Here is a 20249-nt window from a genome sequence, read left to right on the forward strand (position 1 = left end):
CGGGACGCCGCGGCAGCGTCAGGTACGGTAAGACTGAATCAACTTGTTGAGCGCGACCATGGCAAGCTCGGCACTGGCGGGCAGGCGCAGGAAGCGGGCGTCATGATGCAAGCCTAGTTCAAGGCTGTACATTTCAAACAGCATCAGGCGCGGATCGCAGTCCGCGCACAGGTGCCCCTCTTCGCGTGCCTGGTCGATGGCGCGCGTGAGCGCGGCGCGCCAGATGGTGACGCTCTTGACGAGCTCGTCGCGCACCGGGCTTTCCGCGCGGTCGTCGTACTCCACCGCCCCGCTGATGTAGATGCATCCCGTGGTCACTTCCTGGATGCGCTTTTCCATCCAGCGGCGCACCATGGACTGCAGGCGGGGCAGCCCGCGCGGCTCGTGCAGCGAGGGATAGAAAACCTCCTGCTCGAACCGGCGGTGATACTCACGCACCACTTCCACCTGCAAATCCTCGCGCGAACCGAAATGCGCGAAGACGCCGCTTTTGCTCATCTGCATGCGTTCCGCGAGCAGCCCGATGGTCAAGCCTTCGAGCCCGTCGCGGGACGACAATTCCAGTGCGGCATCCAGAATGGCCACGCGCGTCATTTCCCCCTTGCGCATAGGCGCGGGGGACGCGGAAGTGGCGGATTCGAGACGGGCTGACTGGTGTCGCATGATTTTTTCTCCGTTCTTCGCGGCGCGACACTGATCGCGCTGCGTATGACCCTGACGTAATGCATATTTTTGCTGCCCGGCTGGCTGCTTCACCGCCTGGCAGACTCGAATGCACGCAGTCTAAGGCAAAAAAGAACGACCGTTCAGATTATTGTGATCGCGCTCGCCGGCGGCAAGCTTTTAATTAGATCGGGGTTTCTAAACGCAGCGGCCGCGCTCGTGCGCTGCAACATGCCGCGACGCAGGGCGACGGCGAGTTTTCGTGCCGCGCGTGATGCGCAGCAACATCGCGCCGCGCCCCCCTCGCATTGTCCCGCGATCAGTAGCGCCCTGTCACGCCGGCAATGATCACGCCGACACGCAGCACCATGTAGGCGGCCCAGTTCGCCATCCGGCGCACCGCCGAAAGGCGCGCGTGGGTGGCGGCCTTGACCTCGATGCTGCGCGAGGCGATGGCGTGCTCCAGCTCCTCGCGCAGCTCGGCGCAAAACGCCCCGTCGTAGACGGCGACATTGGCCTCGCGGGCCAGCAGCAGGCTGAATGGATCCATGTTGCTGGAGCCCACCGTAGCCCAGGCATCGTCGACCACGGCGACCTTGGCGTGCAGGAAACTGTCGGCGTACTCGTAGATTTCCACACCGGCCCCGAGCAGGGTCGCGTAGAGCGAATGGGTCGCATAGTGCTGCAAACGGTACTCAACCATGCCCTGCAGCAGCAGCCGCACGCGCACCCCGCGCTTGCGGCAGGCCAGCAGCGCGCGCCGCATCTTGTGCCCGGGCAGGAAGTACGCGTTGGCGATGATCACCTCCCGCCGCGCGCCGCCCAGTGCCTGCAGGTACTGGCGTTCGATGGCGCGGCGGTTGCGCAGGTTGTCCCGCAGCAGCAGCACGGCGCGCATGCCGCCGGCCTGGTACTGGAGCGGCAGCGGCAGGTCGGTGATCAGCGGGAACTCGGCCGCCACCCCCGCCAGGCCCACGCTGCGCATTTCGCCGCGCAGCGATAGCTGCCACCACAGGCGTTCCGCGGTCAGCGCGATCTGGTTGACCAGCGGCCCCCGCACCTCCACGGCGAAGTCATAGCGAGGGCCGAGCCCGGCGCTCTCGAAGGGCCCGTGGTTGTGGTCATCGATGATATTGATGCCGCCAACGAAGCCGATCTGCTGGTCGATCACGGCCAGCTTGCGGTGCAGCCGGCGCAGGTTGCGCAGCGCCAGGCTGAAACGGCGCAGGGGACGGAAGATCTTGAGGCACACCCCGCCGTCGCGCAGCCGCGCGGCGAGCCCGGGCGGCATGTCGCCGGCGCCAAAACCGTCCACCACCAGATGCACGGCAACGCCCCGCCCGGCCGCCCGGATCAATGCCTCGCCCACCGCCGCGCCAACCTCATCGTCGGCGTAGATATAGGTTTCGATCGACACCGAGAAGACGGCCTGGTCGATCGCCGCGACCAGGGCTGGGAAGAACGCGTTGCCACCACGCAGCAGGCGCACTGCGTTGCCACCCATGGGCCTGCCGCGGCGCCATTCGGAGCGCAGCGGGCCGGCGCGGCGCGACGCGCGCGCGGGGGTATCGTCGCGGGTCACGGTGAGCCCGGGAGGCGGCGCGCGGGGCGGGCGTGGGAGCGGAATCGAGGACATGCGGCACATTATCAGGCACGCCGATGTCTTGTGCGTGCGCCAGGCGGCGCGCGACGCGCACAGCGCGTGGGGCCATGTGCGCCGTGGCGGCCGTTCTCTGCTATCGTCGCCGTTTTATCCCCTCGCAGCCCCCACATCGTGAAGGTTTTCGGCATCTCCGGTGCGTCCGGCAGCGGCAAGACCACGTTGCTGGATCAACTGATCCCGCGCTTCGTCGCCACCGGCCTGCGCGTGGCCGGCGTCAAGCACACCCACCACGGCTTTGATCCCGACACCCCGGGCAAGGACTCCTGGCGCATGCGCCAGGCCGGCTGCGCCAATGTCGTGCTGGTGGGCGCGCGGCACCTCACGCTGATGCGCCACTATCCCGAAGCCCAGGCCTCGCCGGAGTTGGCCGACGCGCTCGCCGTGCTGCCCGCCGACACGGACCTGGTGCTGGTGGAAGGCTACAAGCACAGCGATTTCCCCAAGCTTGAAGTGTTCCGGCCGGACCTGGGCAGGCCGCCACTATGGCCGGCGGTGCCAAGCATCGTGGCCGTCGCCAGCGACCAGCCGCACGCGGTGGCCACGCTCACCGCGCTGCCCGTGCTAGACCTGGCGGACCTGGACGCGATCTGCCAGCTCATCCGTGACAGCGCGCCCACGGTCACGCCCGCACTGGCTGCCACCTTGGCGCAGCCTCACCAGACCCGGTAGACATGGCCGCTGCGCGGCCCTTCCACACTGCGCTGGAAGGCCAGCGCGACGCGCGCCGCCGGCACCGGCTCAAAGCCGGGGAAGAAATCGCCATACGCAGGCCATGACTCCTGCACCACCGTCGGGCTGACCACATTGATGCGCAGGCCGCGCTCCAGCTCGGGCGCCGCGCTACGCACGAATCCCTCCAGCGCCGCATTGACGCTGCCGGCATTGGCGCCCATGCGGATCGGCTCGCTGCCGACGATGCCGCTGGTCAGCGTAATCGAGCCGCCTTGGTTCAGGAAATGCTGGCCAACCAGCGCCAGGCGCACCTGCCCCAGCAGTTTGTCCTGCAGCCCGATTTCAAAGTCCTCGGCCCGCATCTGCGCGAGCGGCCCGAAAAACAGGCTTCCGGTAGTGGCGACGATCGCGTCCACCCTGCCGGTCGCTTCGAACAAGGCCAGCACGGATTCCGGCCGGGTCAGGTCGACCCGGTGATCACCGCGCGATTTGCCGACCCGCACCACTTCGTGGCGGGCCGACAGGTTCTCTACCACCGCCTGGCCGAGCGTGCCGCTGGCTCCGATCACAACAATTTTCATCGCATTCCCCATGATTCCGGTTGTTTAAGAAGACGGAATTCCTTCCGCCGCCATCAGGAATGCATTGTGGAAGTGGATTCGAAAGCGATAAATGGGCTAGGATTTCGCGTGTCCCTAACTTTTCATTAGTAATCCATGGACAAGTTGCGCAGCATGGAGGTGTTTGCCGCCGCCGCCGAGGCCGGCAGCTTCAGCGCCTGCGCCGATGCGCTGGGCCTGTCGGCGGTGATGGTGGGCAAGCATGTCGGCCAGCTGGAGCGGCATCTGGGCGTGCGCCTGCTGCAACGCAGCACGCGCCGCCAGAGCCTGACCGAAGCCGGCCGGCTGTTCCTGGAGGAATGCCGGCAGATCCTGGAGCGCGTGCGCAATGCGGAAACCGTGGCCGAACGCCTGCACAGCCAGCCACGCGGCCGCCTGCGCGTGACCGCGCCGGTGACGCTGGGCGAGACGGCGGTGGCCGAGGCGGTATCGGCCTACCTGCTGCGCTACCCGGAAGTCACGGTGGAACTGGTGCTCGATGACGCCTTCACCGACCTGATTGCCGACGGCTTCGACGCCGCCGTGCGCATCGGCGCGCTAGCCAATTCCGACCACCTGGTGGCGCGGCCCTTGCGGCCGTATCGCATGGCAATCTGCGCGGCGCCGGCCTATCTCGCGCAGGCGGGCCATCCGCGAACGCTGGCGGACCTGGCCGGGCACCGTTGCCTGAATCATCTGCTGTGGCCGCAGGGCATGGGATGGCCGGCCACCGCGGACGACCAGGCGGCGGTGCCTTCGGCGCCGCTGGCGGCCAATAACGGCCAGGCGCTGCGGCGCGCGGCGTTGGCGGGCTGTGGGGTGGTGATGCAACCCGAAGTGCTGCTGGCGGCGGACATTGCCGGCGGGCTGCTGGTGCCGCTGCTGGAAGACGCAGTGCCGGCGCCAAGGCCGGTGCATCTGCTCTATCCGCGCGATCCGCGGCCGCTGCCCAAGCAGGCCAGCTTTGTGCAGATCATGCTGGAGAAAATGGGGGCATGAAGCGCCTGATGCGCCTGATGCGCCTGATGCGCCTGCGCGCGCCGCCCGCGGAGGACACCTCCGTCGCGCCCAGCGTGGTGCAGATCAGGTTGTCGAGCCGGTGATTCCAGTCATTGAAATCCCCCGCGATCACCAGTGGCGCCTGTGCCGGCACCACATCCTGCACGCGCTTGACCAGCGCCTCCGCCTGCCGCGCGCGGCTGCGCGCGAACAAACCGAAATGCACGCAGATCAGGTGGGCCTCGACCCCGTTCATGTCGGCCACCGCATGCAGCAGCCCGCGCTGCTCGAAGCGATGGTCGGAGATATCGAGGTTTTCCGACATCAGGATCGGGTGGCGCGACAGGATGGCGTTGCCGTGGTGCCCGTGGTCGTACACCGCATTGCGCCCATAAACCGAATGCGGATAGGCGTCGGTCGCCAGGTAGTTGAGCTGGGTGTAGTCAGGGTCGAACAAGGCCGCCGCCACCAGGCGGTCATTGCGGTCCTGCACTTCCTGCAGGAAGACGATGTCGGCGTTGACCACGTGCAGCCCATCACGCACATTATGGATCCGGGACTTGCCCTTGATGCCGGTCACGCCCTTGTGAATGTTGTAGGTGACGACGCGCAGCCTCATCGATCCGCTCCGCAGGCCGCGCGCTGCCCCTGATGTACCCGCCAGTCCAGTTGCAGCACGGCCTCGGCGTTACTGGTCGAGAAGCAAAGCGCGGCGGCTTCGCGCCATGGCAGCCACTGATATCGCAGGTGCTCGCGAGGCGCCAGCGTCACCGGCCGCGGCTGCGCCACGCGCAGGCCAAACCAATGCTCGGTGTTGCGCGTCACGCCAGGGGCGTAGCGGTGGCGCCACTGCGGGTAGATTTCGTAGTCGATGGTGTGCTGCCAGTCGTCCAGTTCGTGCTCGGCTGCGATCAGGCCGGTTTCCTCGGCCACCTCGCGTGCGGCCGTCAGTGCCAGTGGCTCGTCCGGCGTGTCCAGGCTGCCGGTGACGGACTGCCAATAGCCCGGCCGGTCGGCGCGCTCGATCAACAGCACTTGCAGGTCCGGCGTGTGAATCACAACCAGGACGGATTCAGGGATTTTGTAGGACATGGGGATAGGACAAACGGCGTCCCCAAGCTTACCGCAGTTGCGCCCCTGCGCCATGGGAAACATGGCGGGCATGGTGGACATGACGGTCTCGCGGGTCCGGCCCGCTCATGCAGCGTGGACGCTGGGCTGCGCCGGCGTCTCGCGCAGCCAGGTCTCGAATACGCCCGGCGAGTCGCCGTGGCCCCACGCGGCGCGCAGTTGCTGCATCAACGGCGTGAGCGAGTGCGTGTATTCGCGCGAAGCCGCCTGCGCATGCACGGCCAGGCGGTCGGCACATTGCTGGACCTGTGCCTGCAGCTGCGCGCGCTCCTGCGCGATCTCCTTCTCGCGCACACCCAGCGCGTTGTACTTCTGGATCAGGAAGCGCTGATAGTCCCCCGCCTCCACGCCCTGGGCCGCCTGCGCGTTGACCTGCTCGAAGCGCATCACGATGCTGCCGGTTTCCTGCTCGATGTGCGTGGCCTCGGCGGCCAGCGCCTGCAACCCGTCCTGCAGCCGCAGTGCCTCGCGGCGCTCGTCGCGCAACTGCGCGGCGTACTCGTCGAAGCTGCGCTGGGCCGTCAGGTAAGCCTGCACAACCGGCTGCGGCGCCACCACCAGCAACGGGTCCGCGCCGCCGGCGCCGCTGCCCTGCAGCAAAGCGTCGTCGGCCAGCCTCAGGTTGCCCAGGTCCTCCAGCCAGCGTCCACGCGCCATGACGGTGCCCACCGTATCGAGCGCCACCCGGCGCAAGGCCTCGGCGCGCTGCATTTCCACCGGCTCGAGCATTGGTACGCCAACACCGCCGCCGGTCTGCGCGGCATGGGCGATATCCGGCACGCAAGCCGCCACCGTGGTCGCCACGGACTCCGACATGGCCACTGCGGAGCGGCGCACCGCGCGCCGCAGCTCGAAACGCGCCAGCAGCATCATCACCAGCCCGGCCACCAGCCAGGTGACGATGGTTTCGGCATGAGCCAGTAAAAACTGGCGGATCAGTTCTACATCCAGGTGCACGGCAAATTCCTCCCGCGCGGCCGGCGTGCCTTCGAAATGGGCTTGCGGCTTGGCGCTATAAAGGGAGAAGACTGGGCGGAAAGGGCTTCGTTCCGCGATGTAACAATTGGAAACCAGCCATCGGGTGCTGACTGTGGCACGTGCCGCGCGCGAGACCCATGCCGCGGGACCTGGCCGGATCTCCCATACCTCAGGCGTGAGCCGCCTTCATGTCCGTGATGAAGGCGTCCAGCAGGTCGTTGCGGTGCGGCTTGCGGCGTACCGCCATGTCTCGAGTGGCAGGCTTGGCCGCGACCGCGGCAAGCGTTTAAGGCACCCCGGAAACAAAAAGGCCGCGCTTGCGCGCGGCCCTTCTTCCAGAAGACGAAAACCCGGCTCAGGCCGTCTTCGGCTCCGCGGCGCGCAAACGGATATGCAGCTCGCGCAGTTGCTTCTCGTCGACCGAGCTCGGTGCTTGCGTGAGCAAGTCTTGCGCGCGCTGGGTCTTGGGGAAGGCGATCACGTCGCGGATCGAATCAGCACCGGCCATCATGGTGACGATGCGGTCCAGGCCGAAAGCCAGGCCGCCGTGCGGGGGCGCGCCGTATTGCAGCGCGTCCAGCAGGTAGCCGAACTTGGCACGGGCTTCTTCCTCGCCGATCTTCAGGGCGCGGAACACCTTGCTCTGCACGTCCTCGCGGAAGATCCGCACCGAGCCGCCACCCATTTCCATTTCCCAGCCGTTCAGGACCATGTCGTAGGCCTTGGCGATGCACTTGCCCGGATCGGTTTCCAGGTACTGCAGGTGCTCGTCCTTGGGGCTGGTGAACGGGTGGTGCATGGCGACCCAGCGGGCGTCTTCTTCGTCGTACTCGAACATCGGGAAGTCGATCACCCACAGCGGCTTCCACACGTCCTCGAACAGGCCGTGGGTCTTGCCGAACTCGGAGTGGCCGACCTTCAGGCGCAGGCCGCCGATGGCATCGTTGACGATCTTGGCCTTGTCCGCGCCGAAGAAGATGATGTCGCCGTCCTTGGCGCCAGTGCGCTTCAGGATCTCGGCGATGGCCGCGTCGTGCAGGTTCTTGACGATCGGCGATTGCAGGCCGTCGCGGCCCTTGGCCACTTCGTTGACCTTGATCCAGGCCAGGCCCTTGGCGCCGTAGATGGCGACGAACTGGGTGTAGGCATCGATCTCGCTGCGCGAGATGGCGGCGCCGCCCGGCACGCACAGGCCGACCACGCGGCCGTTCTCGCTGTTGGCGGGGCCGGAGAACACCTTGAAGTCGACGTCCTTCATGGCGTCGGTCAGTTCGGTGAACTCGAGCTTGACGCGCAGGTCAGGCTTGTCCGAACCGAAGCGGGCCATGGCCTCGCGGAATTCCATCACCGGGAAGCTGGCGTCCAGGTCGACGTCGATGGCGTTCTTGAACACCGTGCGCATCATGTCCTCGAACAGGTCGCGGATCTCCTGCTCGCTCAGGAACGAGGTCTCGCAGTCGATCTGCGTGAACTCGGGCTGACGGTCGGCACGCAGGTCTTCGTCGCGGAAGCACTTGGTGATCTGGTAGTAGCGGTCGAAGCCCGACACCATCAGCATCTGCTTGAAGATCTGCGGCGATTGCGGCAGCGCGAAGAAGTGGCCCGGGTTGGTCCGCGAGGGCACCAGGTAATCGCGCGCGCCTTCGGGCGTGCTCTTGCCCAGCATCGGGGTCTCGATGTCGATGAAGCCTTGCGCGTCCAGGAACTTGCGCACTTCCATCGCCACCTTGTAGCGCAGGCGCAGGTTGTACTGCATCTGCGGGCGGCGCAGGTCCAGCACGCGGTGCGTCAGGCGGGTGGTCTCGGACAGGTTGTCGTCGTCGAGCTGGAACGGGGGCGTGACCGACGGGTTGAGCACGGTCAGCTCATGGCACAGCACCTCGATCTTGCCGGAGGTCAGGTTGGCGTTCTCGGTGCCTGCCGGACGGGGACGGACCTTGCCGGTGATGCGCACGCAGAACTCGTTGCGGATCTCTTCGGCGGCCTTGAACATCTCGGGACGATCGGGGTCGCACACCACCTGCACCAGGCCTTCGCGGTCGCGCAGGTCGATGAAGATCACGCCGCCGTGATCGCGGCGACGCTGTACCCAGCCGGTGAGGGCCACTTCCTGGCCCGACAGTTGTTCGGTCACAAGACCGCAATAGTGAGTACGCATGGAGGACATAAGAGAATTCCCGGAATAACGCGGCCGCCGATGCGGCCGGCGATCAATTTGAATGCGATGAGTCGGCGGATTCGGCGAGGGCTTCTGCCCCCGCTTCGCCGGCGCGCACCGAGCCGCTCTTGCGTGGCAGCTCGGTCGGCGCCACCACGCCCATCGAGACGATGTATTTCAGCGCGGCGTCGACGGTCATGTCGAGTTCGATGGTATCGGCCTTGGGCATCATGAGAAAGAAGCCCGAGGTCGGATTGGGCGTGGTCGGCACGTAGACGCTGACATACTCGCCCTGCAAGTGATTCTGCACGTCGCCCCCGGGACGGCCGGTCAGGAAGGCGATGGTCCACGAGCCCTCACGCGGGTACTGCACCAGCAGCGCCTTGCGAAAGGCATTGCCCGACGAGGAAAGCAGCGTATCCGAGACCTGCTTGACGCTGGTGTAGATCGGCCCGACCACCGGGATATGGCGCAGCAGCGCCTCCCACCAGCGCACCAGGCGCTGGCCGATGAAGTTGTGGGTCAGCAGGCCGACCAGCAGGATGAACACCACCGTCAGGATGGCGCCCAGGCCCGGGATGCGCACCTTGAACAGCTGGACGGGCTGCCAGGCCTCAGGCAACAGCGCCAGGCTCTGGTCCATGGTGCTGATGACCAGGTTCAACACCCACAGCGTGATGCCCAGCGGCACCAGCACCAAGAGCCCGGTGAGGAACCAGGTCTTGAGGGCGGACGTTTTCTTAGCCGGCACGATGCGTTCTGCCTTCAATGGCTGGCGGCAGCGCTGCCAGAACCGCCGGCAGTGCTGGCCGGCGCCGTGCTGGTGCTGGTGCTGGCGTTGCTGGAGGAATCCGTGGCTGCGCCGGACGAGGCCGGTGCCGCTGCTTCGCTCTTGCCCTCGGTGGCGCCGGCCGCGGCTGGCGTGGCGGGCGCGGCGGAGGCGCCACTGTTGCCACCGCGGAAATCGGTGACGTACCAGCCCGACCCCTTGAGCTGGAAGCCCGCGGCGGTCAGTTGTTTCTTGAACGTGCCCTTCGCGCCGCAGGATGTGCAGTCGGTGAGCGGGGCATCGCTCATTTTCTGCAGCACATCGCGCCCGTGGCCGCAGGCGTCGCAACGATAGGCATAGATCGGCATAGTGGCTCTCCGCGAGGATTCTGGAACGGAAAATGGGTGGAACCGCAGGGTCGCGCTGGCCGGGAAGTTGCCACTCCCGCGCGCCGCCCCACGGTGCAAAGCCTTGAATTATAAACTGATCTGAGAATGCCGGGCCGGCGGAAAAAGGGCAGAAAATGCCTTCGAGCGCACGCGTGAGGCGCCCGGCGCCGGCAACGCTCAGGCCAGATGCACTTCCTTGACCCGCGGATGATCGCCGATCCACTGCGGCAGCCGCGAGCCAAACACCATGCCGCCGATGGAGAACAACAGACCGACCATCTGCGGCGGCACCGCCGCGTCGGCGAAAGCGATTTCACAGCACAGCCAGGAAGCCAGCCCGAGGATGATCGCGGCGAGGCCGCCCTGGCGCGTGGCCGGCTTCCAGAACATGCCAAAGGCCAGCGGCACGAACGAGGACACCAAGGTGACCTTATAGGCATTTTCCACCATATGGAAAATGGAAAGATGCGAGTTCAGCGCGAACAGCGTGACCAGCACGGCGAACACCAGCACCACGGCCTGCATCACGCGCAGGAAGCGGCGGTCATCGAGATGGCGGAAATAAGGCCGCAGGATGTTCTCGGCAAAGGTGACCGAGGGCGCCAGCAGCGTCGCCGAGGCGCAGCTCTTGATGGCGGACAGCAGTGCACCGAAGAACATCACCTGGGCGAACATGGGCGCGTGCGTCAGGATCAGCTTGGGCAGGATCAGCTGCGAATCGGTGTTGATGTACTTTTGCACCATCTCCGGATCGATCATGGTGGCCGAATAGGCCAGGAACATCGGGATGAAGGCAAAGCAGAAGTAGAGCACGCCGCCGAGTACCGAGGCGCGCCCGGCAATCTTCTCCGTGCGTGACGACGTCACGCGCTGGAACACATCCTGCTGCGGGATCGACCCCAACATCATGGTGAACAGCGCGGCCGCGAAACCGATGATCTGTAACAGGTCCAGCGAGGGCAGGAATTCGAACTTGCCGGCCGCGGCCGCATGCGACACCACCGCCGCCACGCCGCCGGCCTGGCCGCTGACTTCATAGCCGATATACAGCATCCCGATCACGATGATGATCATCTGGATGAAGTCGGTCACCGCCACGGCCCACATGCCGCCGAACAGGGTGTACACCAGCACGCTGGCAGCCCCGATCATCATGCCGGTCTCCTGCGACAGCGCGCCGTCGGAGACCGTGAAGAACACCAGCCCGAGCGCCTTGATCTGCGCGGCAACCCAGCCCAGGTAGGACATCACGATGCACAGCGTGGTCAGCACCTCGGCCAGCCGCCCGTAGCGGTTGTGATAGTAATCGCCGATGGTGAGCAGGTTCATCCGGTACAGCGGGCGCGCGAAGAACAGGCCGACCAGGATCAGGCATAGCGAGGAACCGAAGGGATCGGACACCACCCCGGACAAGCCCTCCTTGAGGAAGACAGCGGGGATGCCCAGCACCGTCTCCGAGCCAAACCATGTGGCGAACACGGTGGCGGTGACGATATAGAACGGCAGGCTGCGGCCGGCGACCGCGAAATCGGTGGCGTTGCGCACGCGCAGCGCGGCCCACAGGCCGATGCCGACCGAGATTACCCAGTAGATGATGACGAACCAGATCAGCATGCTGCTGCCCTATCCCAAAGTGCCCTTGCGGCGAGAAACCGGTTGCCGGTGAGGCGGGATATGCGGCCAGCCTTGCCCGGAGTCCAATTCATCGGTCGGGGCCGCATGGGTGGCTGATCTAGCCTGCGGTCGTAGCCGAATCAAAACGCGGATTATAGCGACGCCTGCCGCGCGGCGAGAAAAAATCCCCGCCACGCGGAAATTGCCCGGGATGGTGCAGCCCTGGCGCCACAGGTGACGTGGACAGCGCCGCGGCTGCCCGCCACGGCCGCGGCGCTCCGCCATGGTGCGCAAGATGCACGGCTTACGCACGGTTACACAGCTTACAAAGCCAAATCCAAGATGCTCAAGACCCTGATGATCGCAGCAGGCCTGCTCGGCGCGGGCCTGGCCAGCGCCCAGACCGCGGCGGTCTCGCAGGATGTGCAGCGCAACGTCAACCAGGAACAGCGCATCGAGAACGGCCTGAAGTCGGGCACCCTGAACACGCGCGAAGCGGCCAGCCTGGAAAAGCAGACCGCGCACGTGGACCACATGGAAGCGCACGCCATGGCCAATGGCTCGGTCTCGCCGCGCGAGCAGGCGTCGATCCAGCGTGCCGAAAACCACGTGAGCCGCGACATCGCGCACGACACACATAACGGCATCACCGGCAACCCCGCCAGCGCCTCGTCGCAGCGCATGCAGGCCGACGTGCAACGCAATATCAACCAGGAACAACGCATCAAGAATGGCGTGGCCAACGGCTCGCTCACGAATCGCGAGGCCGGCAGCCTCGAGCGCGGCCAGGCTCACGTCGATCGGCGCGAAGCGCGTGCCGGCGCCAGCGGCCATGTCAGCGCGGGCGCGCAGCGCGGCATCCAGCGCGCCGAAAACCGCGACAGCCGGGCGATCTACCACGACAAGCACAACGCCCGCGTGCGCGGCTAAAGCCAGGGCTGGCGCCTGGGGCTGAAACCTGAAACCAGAAACCTAAGCCCTGCGGCGCCAGACCTGCCACTGCTCGCGGCCGGCGAATACCGGCAGCGAGCCAGTGACGGCCCTGGCCTCGACCAGATCGAACGCCGGCGCAAGCAGCGCGCGCAGCTCTGCCTCGGGGATCGCGAAGGGCGGCCCGCCGCGCGTCTCGTCCAGGAAAAAGTAGCCGGCCAGCAGGCCGCCCGGCGGCAGCAGTTGCGCCACGCGGGCGGCGTAGGCGGTCCGCATGGCTGGCGGCAAGGCGCACAGGAAGGCCCGCTCGTAGATCCACTGGCAGGCAGGCTCGGGCACGAAGGCAAAGAAATCCGCCTCGTGCACGACGGCCCCGGCCGGCCCCAGCGCGCGGCGCGCGCTGGCCACGGCCTCGGGCGAGAAATCGATGGCGGTCACCGGCCAGCCGCGCGCATGGAGCCAGCCTGCTTCCCAGCCGTTGCCGCAGCCAGGGACCAGCGTGGGGCAAGGCGCCATTGCGCTGGCGAAGGCCTCGAATTCGGCCGGCACGCCGCCCAGGTCCCAAGGCATGAAGCCTTTCTCGAAGCGCTCATCCCAGAAGGCCGGATCCGCCGCGTCGCGCGTGGCAAAGGCTGGCGGGACCCCGCTCTTGTCCGGCGCGTTATCGGATTTGGTCAAGCTAGCCTCCACTGCGTTGCATCACGTTTGCCCACGCCCCCCAAGGGCGATCGGGCTTGCTACCGCTTGCTACCAATAGCCGACCCAGGCCAGCAGCTCGGTCAGCACCACGCCCGCGACAAATCCCCCCACCAGCAGCAAGGCGGTGCCGACCAGGCGGTTGGTGCGGCGCTGCTCGGCGACCAGCGCGGCTAGCAGCTTCTCCTGCTGGCCATTGTCCACCAGCGCGCGGCGCTCGAGGAACTGGTGCGCCAGGCGCGGGAAATCGGGCAGCATCTTGGCCCATTGCGGGGCCTCTACCTGGATGCGTTCCCAGGCACCCTTCCAGCCGACCTGCTCGTGCATCCACTTCTCGAGGAAGGGCTTGGCGGTCTTCCACAGGTCCAGGTCCGGATCGAGCTGGCGCCCCAGCCCTTCGATATTCAACAACGTCTTCTGCAACAGGACCAGTTGCGGCTGGATCTCGACATTGAAACGGCGCGAGGTCTGGAACAAGCGCATCAGCACCATGCCCAGCGAGATCTCCTTGAGCGGCTTGTCGAAATAGGGCTCGCAGCACGCCCGTACCGCGCTCTCCAGTTCCTCCACCCGCGTATTCGCCGGCACCCAGCCCGACTCCACGTGCAGCAAGGCCACCCGATGGTAGTCGCGGCGGAAGAAGGCGATGAAGTTCTGCGCCAGGTAGTTCTTGTCGAACTCGGACAGCGCGCCAACGATGCCGAAGTCCAGCGCGATGTAGCGGCCAAAGCTCTGCGGCGCCACCGACACCAGGATATTGCCCGGGTGCATGTCGGCGTGGAAGAAGCCGTCGCGGAACACCTGCGTGAAGAAGATCTCCACGCCTTCCTCGGCCAGCAGGTGCATGTCGACACCGGCCGCCCGGAGCGATTCGGTGCGCGAGATGGGGATCCCGTGCATGCGCTCCATCACGAAGACCTCGCTGCTGCACCAGTCCCAGAACACCTCGGGCACCAGAAGCAGCTTGGTATCGGCAAAGTTGCGGCGCAGCTGGCTGGCGTTGGCGGCCTCGATCATCAGGTCGAGCTCGTCGTGCAGGTATTTGTCGAACTCGGCGACCACCTCGCGCGGCTTGAGACGCTTGCCATCGGCCCAGAAACGCTCCAGCCAGGCGGCCAGGTCGCGCATCAGCGCCAGGTCGCTGTCGATCACCGGCAGCATGCCCGGGCGCAAGACCTTCACTGCCACTTCACGGCCGTGGTTGGGGCCACCCTTCAGGATGGCGAAGTGCACCTGGGCGATGGACGCGCTGGCCACCGGCTTGTGATCGAAGCTCTCGAACAGCGTCGCCAGTTTCCGGCCCAGCGAGCGCTCGATGATCTTGACCGCCACGACCGAATCGAATGGCGGCACCTGGTCCTGCAGCTTGGCCAGCTCGTCGGCGATATCCTCGGGCATCAGGTCGCGCCGGGTGGAGAGCACCTGGCCGAACTTGACGAAGATCGGCCCCAGGCGCGTCAGCGCCAGCCGCAGGCGTTCGCCGCGGGGCATGTCGAGCTTGCGGCCAATGGTGATGACACGCACCAGGAAACGGATGCGGCGGCTCTTGAAACCGGACAGCACGAGTTCGTCGAGGCCGTAGTAGAGGATGACGAAAACGATCTTGCAAAGGCGCAGGAAGCGGGTCATGCAGGTTCTTCAGTGTTGTGGCCGTGCTGATTGGCCGGTCTGGCAATGGCTCAAGCCGTGGAGAAGCAAGGGTCTGGCGGTGGCGGGCAGCGGACGATCAGCGGTGAGCGGACGGCAGCGTGCCAGCGCCGCGCTCGGAGCGGGTACGCTGCTCCAGCTTTTCCAGCCGCTTCTCCAGCCGGGCGAGATCGTCGCGCAGCGCGCTCACACCGGAAGCGAACTCGTCGAGCGCGACATGGCGCACCAGGGTGGGCTGCTCGTCGAGCAGGTATTCGGTCACGTTATCGACCAGCGCGCGGCCCACCCGCGTGGCCTGGGCATGCACCTGCTGCACGCCGTCCACCACCCGTTGCGCCACGCTGTCGCTAAGCGGGCCGCCCAGGATGCCGCGCAGTGCGCGCGACAGGTCCTCGGCCGCATCCCAGCGCAGGCTGCGGGCCAGCGTGGAGACCGTGTTGGCCAGCTCGGCATCGCCCTCGATGCGCACATGCTTCATCGCCGCCGCCTGGCCGCCGCCCGCCACGTCGGAGGCCACCAGCGGCCATTGCTGCAGCGGCACTGTCAGGGTGACCGCCGGGGTCTCGTCCACCGGGGCCAGTTCCGTCAGACCCTGCCCCGTCACCTTCAATGCGAGCACGAACGCAGCCGCGTCGAAGCGGATGATGCGCCCGGCAAAGGGCTGGAGCATCGAGGTTGCCCAGGGTTCCTGCTCTAGCAGGTGGTTCAGGGCGGTGATGGGGGGCGTGGCCAGGGGGGTGGGGAGCGTGGTCATGATCGGGTGTGGCTGGGGGCGGGCCTTTCAGGGTAGTGGGTTGGTCGGTTTTAGAGTCGGATTCAACGTCAACTTCAACTTCAACTGCATCAATTCAAAGGCTTGACTTCAGGAACAACTGCAACCGCGATTGCAGCTTCACCACCCCTGCGGGGCGGCGACCCCGAGGCGCCCCCGAGGCGCCCCATACAGCCTTGGCACACCTACACGCCTCGCCGCGCATCGTTTGGATGCACGATCCCGGGGGCCTGCCAGGCCAGAGGATTCATGCCCGCATACAAAAAAAGCCCACGTTTTCACGTGGGCCTCCATTCTATGCCACCTGCCGGACTTGAACCTGCCGGCGAGGCACTCGCTGCACTCAGGAACTCTGTTGAATCCCGGCCAGCAGCCAGCCGCCGGGGCCGGTTACAGGCTTGGCCAGGTTCCAGACTTCGGCGAAGGGCTGGGCGGGGTCTCCGGCCTTTTCGCGGATCATGCCGGAGAAACGCACGCTGGCCAGATGCTGGGCCGCGCTGTCTTCGATGCCGAGCAGTTCGCCTTCCAGCGTGACCACGTCGGTCTTGTTGACCTCGGCGCCGCGCTCGGACAGGTCCATCTTGATCTCGGCGAACATCTCCGGGGTGGTGAACTCGCGGATGTCGTCGAGGTTGCCGGCGTCCCAGGCTGCCTGCAGGCGAACGTAGTAGATCTTGGCGTTGCGCAGGAAGGCTGCGGTGTCGAAGTCAGCCGGCACGCCCCAGGGCTGGGCCGCGCCTGCTACGGCGCCGGCGGCCGCGCCTGCCATCACCGGCGCCGCGGACTGCATCGACGAGAGGGGCGTGGGCATGACGGGGTTGGGTGCGCCAAGCGGCTCTTGTTGACGCAGTACCGGTTCGTTGCTGCCGCCGAAGCCGTTACCCGAGCCGCTACCGGCGCCTGCACCGGCATAGGCCGGTTGCTGCGCAGTCTTGGCGCCGCCGCGGAACTTGCGGATCAGCCAGATTGCAGCGAATGCCACCAGCGCGATCAGGATCAGGTTGGACAGGAAGCCCATGGCGGCGCCACCCAGGCCGAAGTGCGACAGCAGCCAGCCAATGCCCAGGCCGGCGGCGATGCCGCCGAGCATGCCACCCCAATTGCGCTTGGGTGCGGCAGCAGCGGCTGCCCCCGCGCCGGCGGCGCCTGCGGCAGCCGGTGCGGCCTGCTGGGCCGGTTGCGCGGGCGTTTGCGACGGCGATTGCTGGGCCGGCGCCTGCTGGCGTTGCGTCACGCCGGACGATTGCTTGCCAATGCTGCGCGACCCGCCGAGGCGTTTGGCATTGGCGTCGAGCGCCATGCCGAGAGCAAGCGTACCAATCAGCACACCCGCCATGAATTTTGCGCGAAATAGCGACATATCAGTGCTTTCCCTGTTAAGTTCGCTCATTTTTCTTTGAGCCTATATCGGTCTAGTACTTTCGCCCGACGTGGAGTGCCACCACTCCTGCGGTCAGGTTGAAGTATTCGACATTCTCCAGGCCCGCATGTTCCATAAGACGTACAAGTGAAGCCTGGTCTGGATGCATTCTGATCGATTCAGCCAGATAGCGATAGCTATCGGAATCCTGTACCACCCGCTGCCCCAGCCACGGCAGGAACTTCAGGGAGTACATGTCATAGGCCTTTTCCAGCGGCTTCCACACCTTGGAGAACTCCAGCACCATGACCTTGCCACCCGGCTTGATCACCCGGCGCATCTCGGACAACGCCACATCCTTGTGCGTCATGTTGCGCAGCCCGAAAGAGACGGTGACCAGGTCGAAGTGGTTGTCCGGGAACGGAATCCGCTCCGCGTCACAGAGGCAGGTGGGGGTGACGATGCCTTTATTCAACAAGCGATCGCGGCCAACCCGGAGCATCGACTCGTTGATGTCGGTCAGCCAGACCTCGCCGGTGGGCCCCGCCTGGCGTGCGAAGGCCTTGGCCAGGTCGCCGGTGCCGCCAGCGATGTCGAGCACCTTGAAGCCGGGCCGCACACCGGCCTGGGCGATGGTGAACATCTTCCACAGCCGGTGCATGCCGCCCGACATCAGGTCGTTCATGACGTCGTACTTGTTGGCCACCGAATGGAAGACTTCGGCCACCTTGCCGGCCTTCTCTTCTTCCTTGACCTTCTCGAACCCGAAGTGGGTTTCGCTCATGACTCGCTCCAGAATTCAGTAATGGCCCGCGGGGGCACGCAATCTCAATGGTTGCCGCAGGCATGGCCGCCGGGGGCCACCATGGGGGTGTCGCGATCGACGCCGGCCGCTTCCAGCCGCTGCAGGTAGGACTGCCAGATGGCGTCCTGCTGGGCGCCCAGGCGGTACAGCAGTTCCCAGGAATAGATGCCGGTATCGTGACCATCGGAAAAACGGATCAGGATGGCGTAGTTGCCGACCGGCTCCACCGCGGCGATGGTGACCTCGCGCTTGCCGGTCTGCAGCACTTCCTGGCCCGGGCCGTGGCCCTGCACTTCGGCCGAGGGTGAGTTCACCCTCAGGTATTCGAACGGCAGCCGGAAGGCGGATCCGTTGTCAAAACCCACCTCCAGCACACGCGACTGGGTGTGCACGGTAAGGGCGGTGGGATGGGGAGTATCTTTTTCGAGGCCTGCCATGATGGGTGGCGTGCGGCTGTGGGCGAGCCGCAAGTTGCGGCCACACCGGCCTTTACGCTTCGTGTACGACCCGATAGCTTACCGCAGCCGCCTCGCCTTGCCCATCTCGGTCCGCCTCCCAGTGCGCTCCGTGTGCTGCCACATACTGCAGGCGGCGGCCGTGGAACGCGGCCACGGTGCTGCGATGGGCGATGCTGATGATGGCCGCGCCGGGCAGGGATTCCACCATCAGGCGGTACATCGCGCTTTCGGTTTCCTCGTCGAGCGCGCTGGTGGCCTCATCCAGGAACAGGTAATCGGGCTTTTGCAGCAGCGCGCGCGCAAAGGCCAGGCGTTGCTGCTCGCCCGGCGACAGCCGCAGCGACCAGTTATCGAACACGTCGAGCTGCTCGGTCAGGGCGCCGAGCCGGGCTTCGCGCAGCACCTTCTGCAAGGCTTCGCTGCTATGCACGGTGCCGGCGTCGGGATAAGCCAGCGCATCGGCCAGCGAGCCGATCGGCAGGTAGCTGCGCTGCGGCAGGAACAGCATGCGAGCCGCTCCCGGCATGGCTACCGTGCCGCTGCCATAAGGCCAGATACCAGCCAGCGCGCGGAACAGCACGCTCTTGCCGCAGCCGGAGGGGCCACTGACCAGCCAGCGCTCGCCAGGCGCGATCTGCAGCGAGAACGGCGCCACCAGCGGCCGTTGCTGGATCTCCCCACCGTTGCCGGTGCGCACCGGCAACGCCAGCGCGAGGGTGTCGATGCGGATGCCGTCGTTGTCCGTGCCGGCGCCGGCCTCGGCCTTGACCACCTCGATGTCGCGCACGCCGGTGTGCTCCTGGTCCTGGCGCTCGGCCACGCGGATGGCGTCGCGGAAATCGATCAGCCGGTTGGCCGCGGCCTTCCAGCCGACCAGCGTGGCGTAGCTGTCGACAAACCAGGACAGCGCGCCCTGCACCTGGCCAAAGGCCGAGCTCATCTGCATCAGCCCGCCCAGCGTCATCTTGCCGGCGAAGTAGCGCGGCGCGGCGACGATCAGCGGGAAAATGATGGCGAACTGGCCATAGCCGGAATTGACGAAGGTCAGCCGCCGCGTATACCGCATCAGCTGGTTCCAGTTGGCGCGGATGCGGTCGAAGCGCGAGCGCAGGCCGGCTTCTTCGGTAGGCTCGCCGCGGTACAGCGCCACCGGCTCGCTGTTCTCGCGCAGGCGCACCAGCGTGAAACGGAAATCCGCCTCGTACTGCTCTTGCTGGAAGTTCAAGCCAATCAGTGGCCGGCCCACCAGGTGGGCAATCAGCGAGCCGATCAGCGCATAGCCCACGGCGAACCACACCATATAGCCGGGGATCGTGACCTGGCTGCCGCCCAGCATGAAGCTGATCGGCCCGGACACCGCCCACAGGATGCCGACGAACGACAGCAGGGTCACCACCGAGTTGAGCAGCCCGAGCGAGAGCGACAGCGCGCCGTCGGTGAAGGAGCGCAAGTCGTCCGCCAGCCGCTGGTCGGGGTTGTCGGTGGCGCGCGTCTGCTCGATGCGGTAATACGCCTGGTGGCTGAGCCAGTGCTCCATGAAGCGTCCCGTCATCCAGGTACGCCAGCGCATCTGCAGCATCATGGTGTAGTACTGCCGGGAAATCGCCGCCACGATAAAGAAACCGGCGATCCAGGAAAAGCGGATCAGCAGCGCCTTGAAGGAGACGTAGTCATGCTGCTCCAGCGCGTTGTAGAACACGCGGTTCCACTCGTTGAGCAGCACGTTGATATAGACGATGCCCAGATTGAGCGCGACCACGAAGCCTAGCAGCCCGAGGCCAGCCTTGCGGTCCTCGGATTTCCAGTAAGGCTTGATCAGGTCCCACGTCTCGGCCACCCGCAGGCGGCTCTGGATCTTGAGGGCACGGGCCGGCACGGCAGGGCCCGGAACGGTAACGGAAGTCGGTGTGGACATGGCACCTTTCGCGCGGGCGGGCCATGGCTGA

20 protein-coding genes are annotated in these 20249 nt (G+C 66.2%); 3 read left to right on the top strand and 17 right to left on the bottom strand.

Translation table 11 applies throughout. The features are described 5' to 3' along the window. Positions 1-18: 18 nt before the first annotated feature. Positions 19-609, bottom strand: coding sequence for a TetR/AcrR family transcriptional regulator (locus OR16_RS02780; RefSeq protein ID WP_043418171.1), 591 nt, complete (start codon positions 607-609; stop codon positions 19-21). A 373-nt stretch (positions 610-982) separates the two neighbouring features. Continuing rightward, positions 983-2299: a cardiolipin synthase ClsB gene (clsB, locus tag OR16_RS02785; protein ID WP_006156440.1), complete on the bottom strand. Its 1317-nt coding sequence runs from the start codon at positions 2297-2299 to the stop codon at positions 983-985. A 138-nt stretch (positions 2300-2437) separates the two neighbouring features. On the opposite strand from clsB, the gene mobB reads away from it, so the two are divergent. Beyond that, the gene (gene mobB, locus OR16_RS02790) at positions 2438-2995 is read left to right on the top strand and encodes a molybdopterin-guanine dinucleotide biosynthesis protein B (protein ID WP_006156441.1); all 558 of its coding nucleotides are present in this window, start codon (positions 2438-2440) and stop codon (positions 2993-2995) included. On the opposite strand, the gene OR16_RS02795 is transcribed toward mobB, so the two are convergent. Beyond that, entirely contained in the window at positions 2980-3579 is a 600-nt protein-coding gene (locus OR16_RS02795) for a short chain dehydrogenase (protein ID WP_006156442.1), read from the bottom strand. The genes mobB and OR16_RS02795 overlap by 16 nt on opposite strands. Before the next feature lie 135 nt (positions 3580-3714). On the opposite strand from OR16_RS02795, the gene OR16_RS02800 reads away from it, so the two are divergent. Continuing rightward, entirely contained in the window at positions 3715-4596 is an 882-nt protein-coding gene (locus OR16_RS02800; RefSeq protein ID WP_006156443.1) for a LysR family transcriptional regulator, read from the top strand. Here the strand turns inward: OR16_RS02800 and OR16_RS02805 are convergent. The 7 genes from OR16_RS02805 to OR16_RS02835 form a co-directional block, all read right to left on the bottom strand. Beyond that, positions 4571-5215: an endonuclease/exonuclease/phosphatase family protein gene (locus tag OR16_RS02805; RefSeq protein ID WP_006156444.1), complete on the bottom strand. Its 645-nt coding sequence runs from the start codon at positions 5213-5215 to the stop codon at positions 4571-4573. The two genes, OR16_RS02800 and OR16_RS02805, sit on opposite strands and share 26 nt — an antisense overlap. Continuing rightward, positions 5212-5688, bottom strand: coding sequence for a dihydroneopterin triphosphate diphosphatase (nudB, locus tag OR16_RS02810; RefSeq protein ID WP_043418192.1), 477 nt, complete (start codon positions 5686-5688; stop codon positions 5212-5214). The genes OR16_RS02805 and nudB overlap by 4 nt, the downstream gene beginning before the upstream one ends. Positions 5689-5793: 105 nt before the next feature. Beyond that, complete coding sequence (locus OR16_RS02815) at positions 5794-6684, bottom strand: hypothetical protein (protein ID WP_006156446.1); 891 nt, start codon at positions 6682-6684, stop codon at positions 5794-5796. Positions 6685-7060: 376 nt separating this feature from the next. Further along, a complete protein-coding gene (gene aspS, locus OR16_RS02820; protein ID WP_043418174.1) occupies positions 7061-8872 on the bottom strand; it encodes an aspartate--tRNA ligase in 1812 nt (603 codons plus the stop codon). 43 nt (positions 8873-8915) lie between these two features. Then, positions 8916-9614 carry a DUF502 domain-containing protein gene (locus OR16_RS02825; RefSeq protein WP_043418195.1) on the bottom strand — a complete coding sequence of 233 codons (699 nt, stop codon included), beginning with the start codon at positions 9612-9614 and terminating at the stop codon, positions 8916-8918. A gap of 14 nt (positions 9615-9628) precedes the next feature. Then, positions 9629-10000 carry an FmdB family zinc ribbon protein gene (locus tag OR16_RS02830; protein WP_006156449.1) on the bottom strand — a complete coding sequence of 124 codons (372 nt, stop codon included), beginning with the start codon at positions 9998-10000 and terminating at the stop codon, positions 9629-9631. Between the two features lie 198 nt (positions 10001-10198). Then, complete coding sequence (locus OR16_RS02835; RefSeq protein WP_006156450.1) at positions 10199-11635, bottom strand: sodium:solute symporter family protein; 1437 nt, start codon at positions 11633-11635, stop codon at positions 10199-10201. 342 nt (positions 11636-11977) lie between these two features. Here OR16_RS02835 and OR16_RS02840 point away from each other — a divergent pair, with 342 nt between their 5' ends. Next, on the top strand, positions 11978-12565 hold the full coding sequence (locus OR16_RS02840; protein ID WP_043418197.1) for a hypothetical protein: 588 nt from the start codon (positions 11978-11980) through the stop codon (positions 12563-12565). A gap of 42 nt (positions 12566-12607) precedes the next feature. Here the strand turns inward: OR16_RS02840 and OR16_RS02845 are convergent, their stop codons facing one another. From OR16_RS02845 to OR16_RS02875, 7 genes are all read right to left on the bottom strand, one after another. After that, on the bottom strand, positions 12608-13243 hold the full coding sequence (locus OR16_RS02845) for a methyltransferase domain-containing protein (RefSeq protein WP_006156452.1): 636 nt from the start codon (positions 13241-13243) through the stop codon (positions 12608-12610). 69 nt (positions 13244-13312) lie between these two features. Next, positions 13313-14890 (bottom strand): ubiquinone biosynthesis regulatory protein kinase UbiB, encoded by a 1578-nt coding sequence (gene ubiB / locus OR16_RS02850; RefSeq protein WP_006156453.1) that lies wholly within the window; start codon positions 14888-14890, stop codon positions 13313-13315. A 97-nt stretch (positions 14891-14987) separates the two neighbouring features. After that, a complete protein-coding gene (locus OR16_RS02855; protein ID WP_006156454.1) occupies positions 14988-15662 on the bottom strand; it encodes a ubiquinone biosynthesis accessory factor UbiJ in 675 nt (224 codons plus the stop codon). Positions 15663-16023: 361 nt separating this feature from the next. Further along, complete coding sequence (locus OR16_RS02860; RefSeq protein ID WP_006156455.1) at positions 16024-17040, bottom strand: Tim44 domain-containing protein; 1017 nt, start codon at positions 17038-17040, stop codon at positions 16024-16026. 52 nt (positions 17041-17092) lie between these two features. Beyond that, positions 17093-17824: a bifunctional demethylmenaquinone methyltransferase/2-methoxy-6-polyprenyl-1,4-benzoquinol methylase UbiE gene (gene ubiE / locus OR16_RS02865; protein ID WP_006156456.1), complete on the bottom strand. Its 732-nt coding sequence runs from the start codon at positions 17822-17824 to the stop codon at positions 17093-17095. 44 nt (positions 17825-17868) lie between these two features. Further along, positions 17869-18282, bottom strand: a complete 414-nt coding sequence (locus OR16_RS02870) for a gamma-butyrobetaine hydroxylase-like domain-containing protein (protein WP_006156457.1) — start codon at positions 18280-18282, stop codon at positions 17869-17871. Between the two features lie 52 nt (positions 18283-18334). Further along, complete coding sequence (locus OR16_RS02875) at positions 18335-20218, bottom strand: ABC transporter ATP-binding protein/permease (protein WP_006156458.1); 1884 nt, start codon at positions 20216-20218, stop codon at positions 18335-18337. Positions 20219-20249 lie beyond the last annotated feature (31 nt).

This window comes from Cupriavidus basilensis OR16, assembly GCF_000243095.1.
In the GTDB taxonomy this organism is placed as follows: domain Bacteria; phylum Pseudomonadota; class Gammaproteobacteria; order Burkholderiales; family Burkholderiaceae; genus Cupriavidus; species Cupriavidus basilensis_D.

What these genes read in the sequence shown, in the direction of transcription:
- OR16_RS02780 (WP_043418171.1), bottom strand. Translation starts at nt 609, where the DNA reads ATGCGCAAGGGGGAAATGACGCGCGTGGCCATTCTGGATGCCGCACTG.
- clsB (WP_006156440.1), bottom strand. Translation starts at nt 2,299, where the DNA reads ATGTCCTCGATTCCGCTCCCACGCCCGCCCCGCGCGCCGCCTCCCGGG.
- OR16_RS02795 (WP_006156442.1), bottom strand. Translation starts at nt 3,579, where the DNA reads ATGAAAATTGTTGTGATCGGAGCCAGCGGCACGCTCGGCCAGGCGGTG.
- OR16_RS02800 (WP_006156443.1), top strand. Translation starts at nt 3,715, where the DNA reads ATGGACAAGTTGCGCAGCATGGAGGTGTTTGCCGCCGCCGCCGAGGCC.
- OR16_RS02805 (WP_006156444.1), bottom strand. Translation starts at nt 5,215, where the DNA reads ATGAGGCTGCGCGTCGTCACCTACAACATTCACAAGGGCGTGACCGGC.
- nudB (WP_043418192.1), bottom strand. Translation starts at nt 5,688, where the DNA reads ATGTCCTACAAAATCCCTGAATCCGTCCTGGTTGTGATTCACACGCCG.
- aspS (WP_043418174.1), bottom strand. Translation starts at nt 8,872, where the DNA reads ATGTCCTCCATGCGTACTCACTATTGCGGTCTTGTGACCGAACAACTG.
- OR16_RS02830 (WP_006156449.1), bottom strand. Translation starts at nt 10,000, where the DNA reads ATGCCGATCTATGCCTATCGTTGCGACGCCTGCGGCCACGGGCGCGAT.
- OR16_RS02835 (WP_006156450.1), bottom strand. Translation starts at nt 11,635, where the DNA reads ATGCTGATCTGGTTCGTCATCATCTACTGGGTAATCTCGGTCGGCATC.
- OR16_RS02840 (WP_043418197.1), top strand. Translation starts at nt 11,978, where the DNA reads ATGCTCAAGACCCTGATGATCGCAGCAGGCCTGCTCGGCGCGGGCCTG.
- ubiB (WP_006156453.1), bottom strand. Translation starts at nt 14,890, where the DNA reads ATGACCCGCTTCCTGCGCCTTTGCAAGATCGTTTTCGTCATCCTCTAC.
- OR16_RS02855 (WP_006156454.1), bottom strand. Translation starts at nt 15,662, where the DNA reads ATGACCACGCTCCCCACCCCCCTGGCCACGCCCCCCATCACCGCCCTG.
- OR16_RS02860 (WP_006156455.1), bottom strand. Translation starts at nt 17,040, where the DNA reads ATGTCGCTATTTCGCGCAAAATTCATGGCGGGTGTGCTGATTGGTACG.
- ubiE (WP_006156456.1), bottom strand. Translation starts at nt 17,824, where the DNA reads ATGAGCGAAACCCACTTCGGGTTCGAGAAGGTCAAGGAAGAAGAGAAG.
- OR16_RS02870 (WP_006156457.1), bottom strand. Translation starts at nt 18,282, where the DNA reads ATGGCAGGCCTCGAAAAAGATACTCCCCATCCCACCGCCCTTACCGTG.
- OR16_RS02875 (WP_006156458.1), bottom strand. Translation starts at nt 20,218, where the DNA reads ATGTCCACACCGACTTCCGTTACCGTTCCGGGCCCTGCCGTGCCGGCC.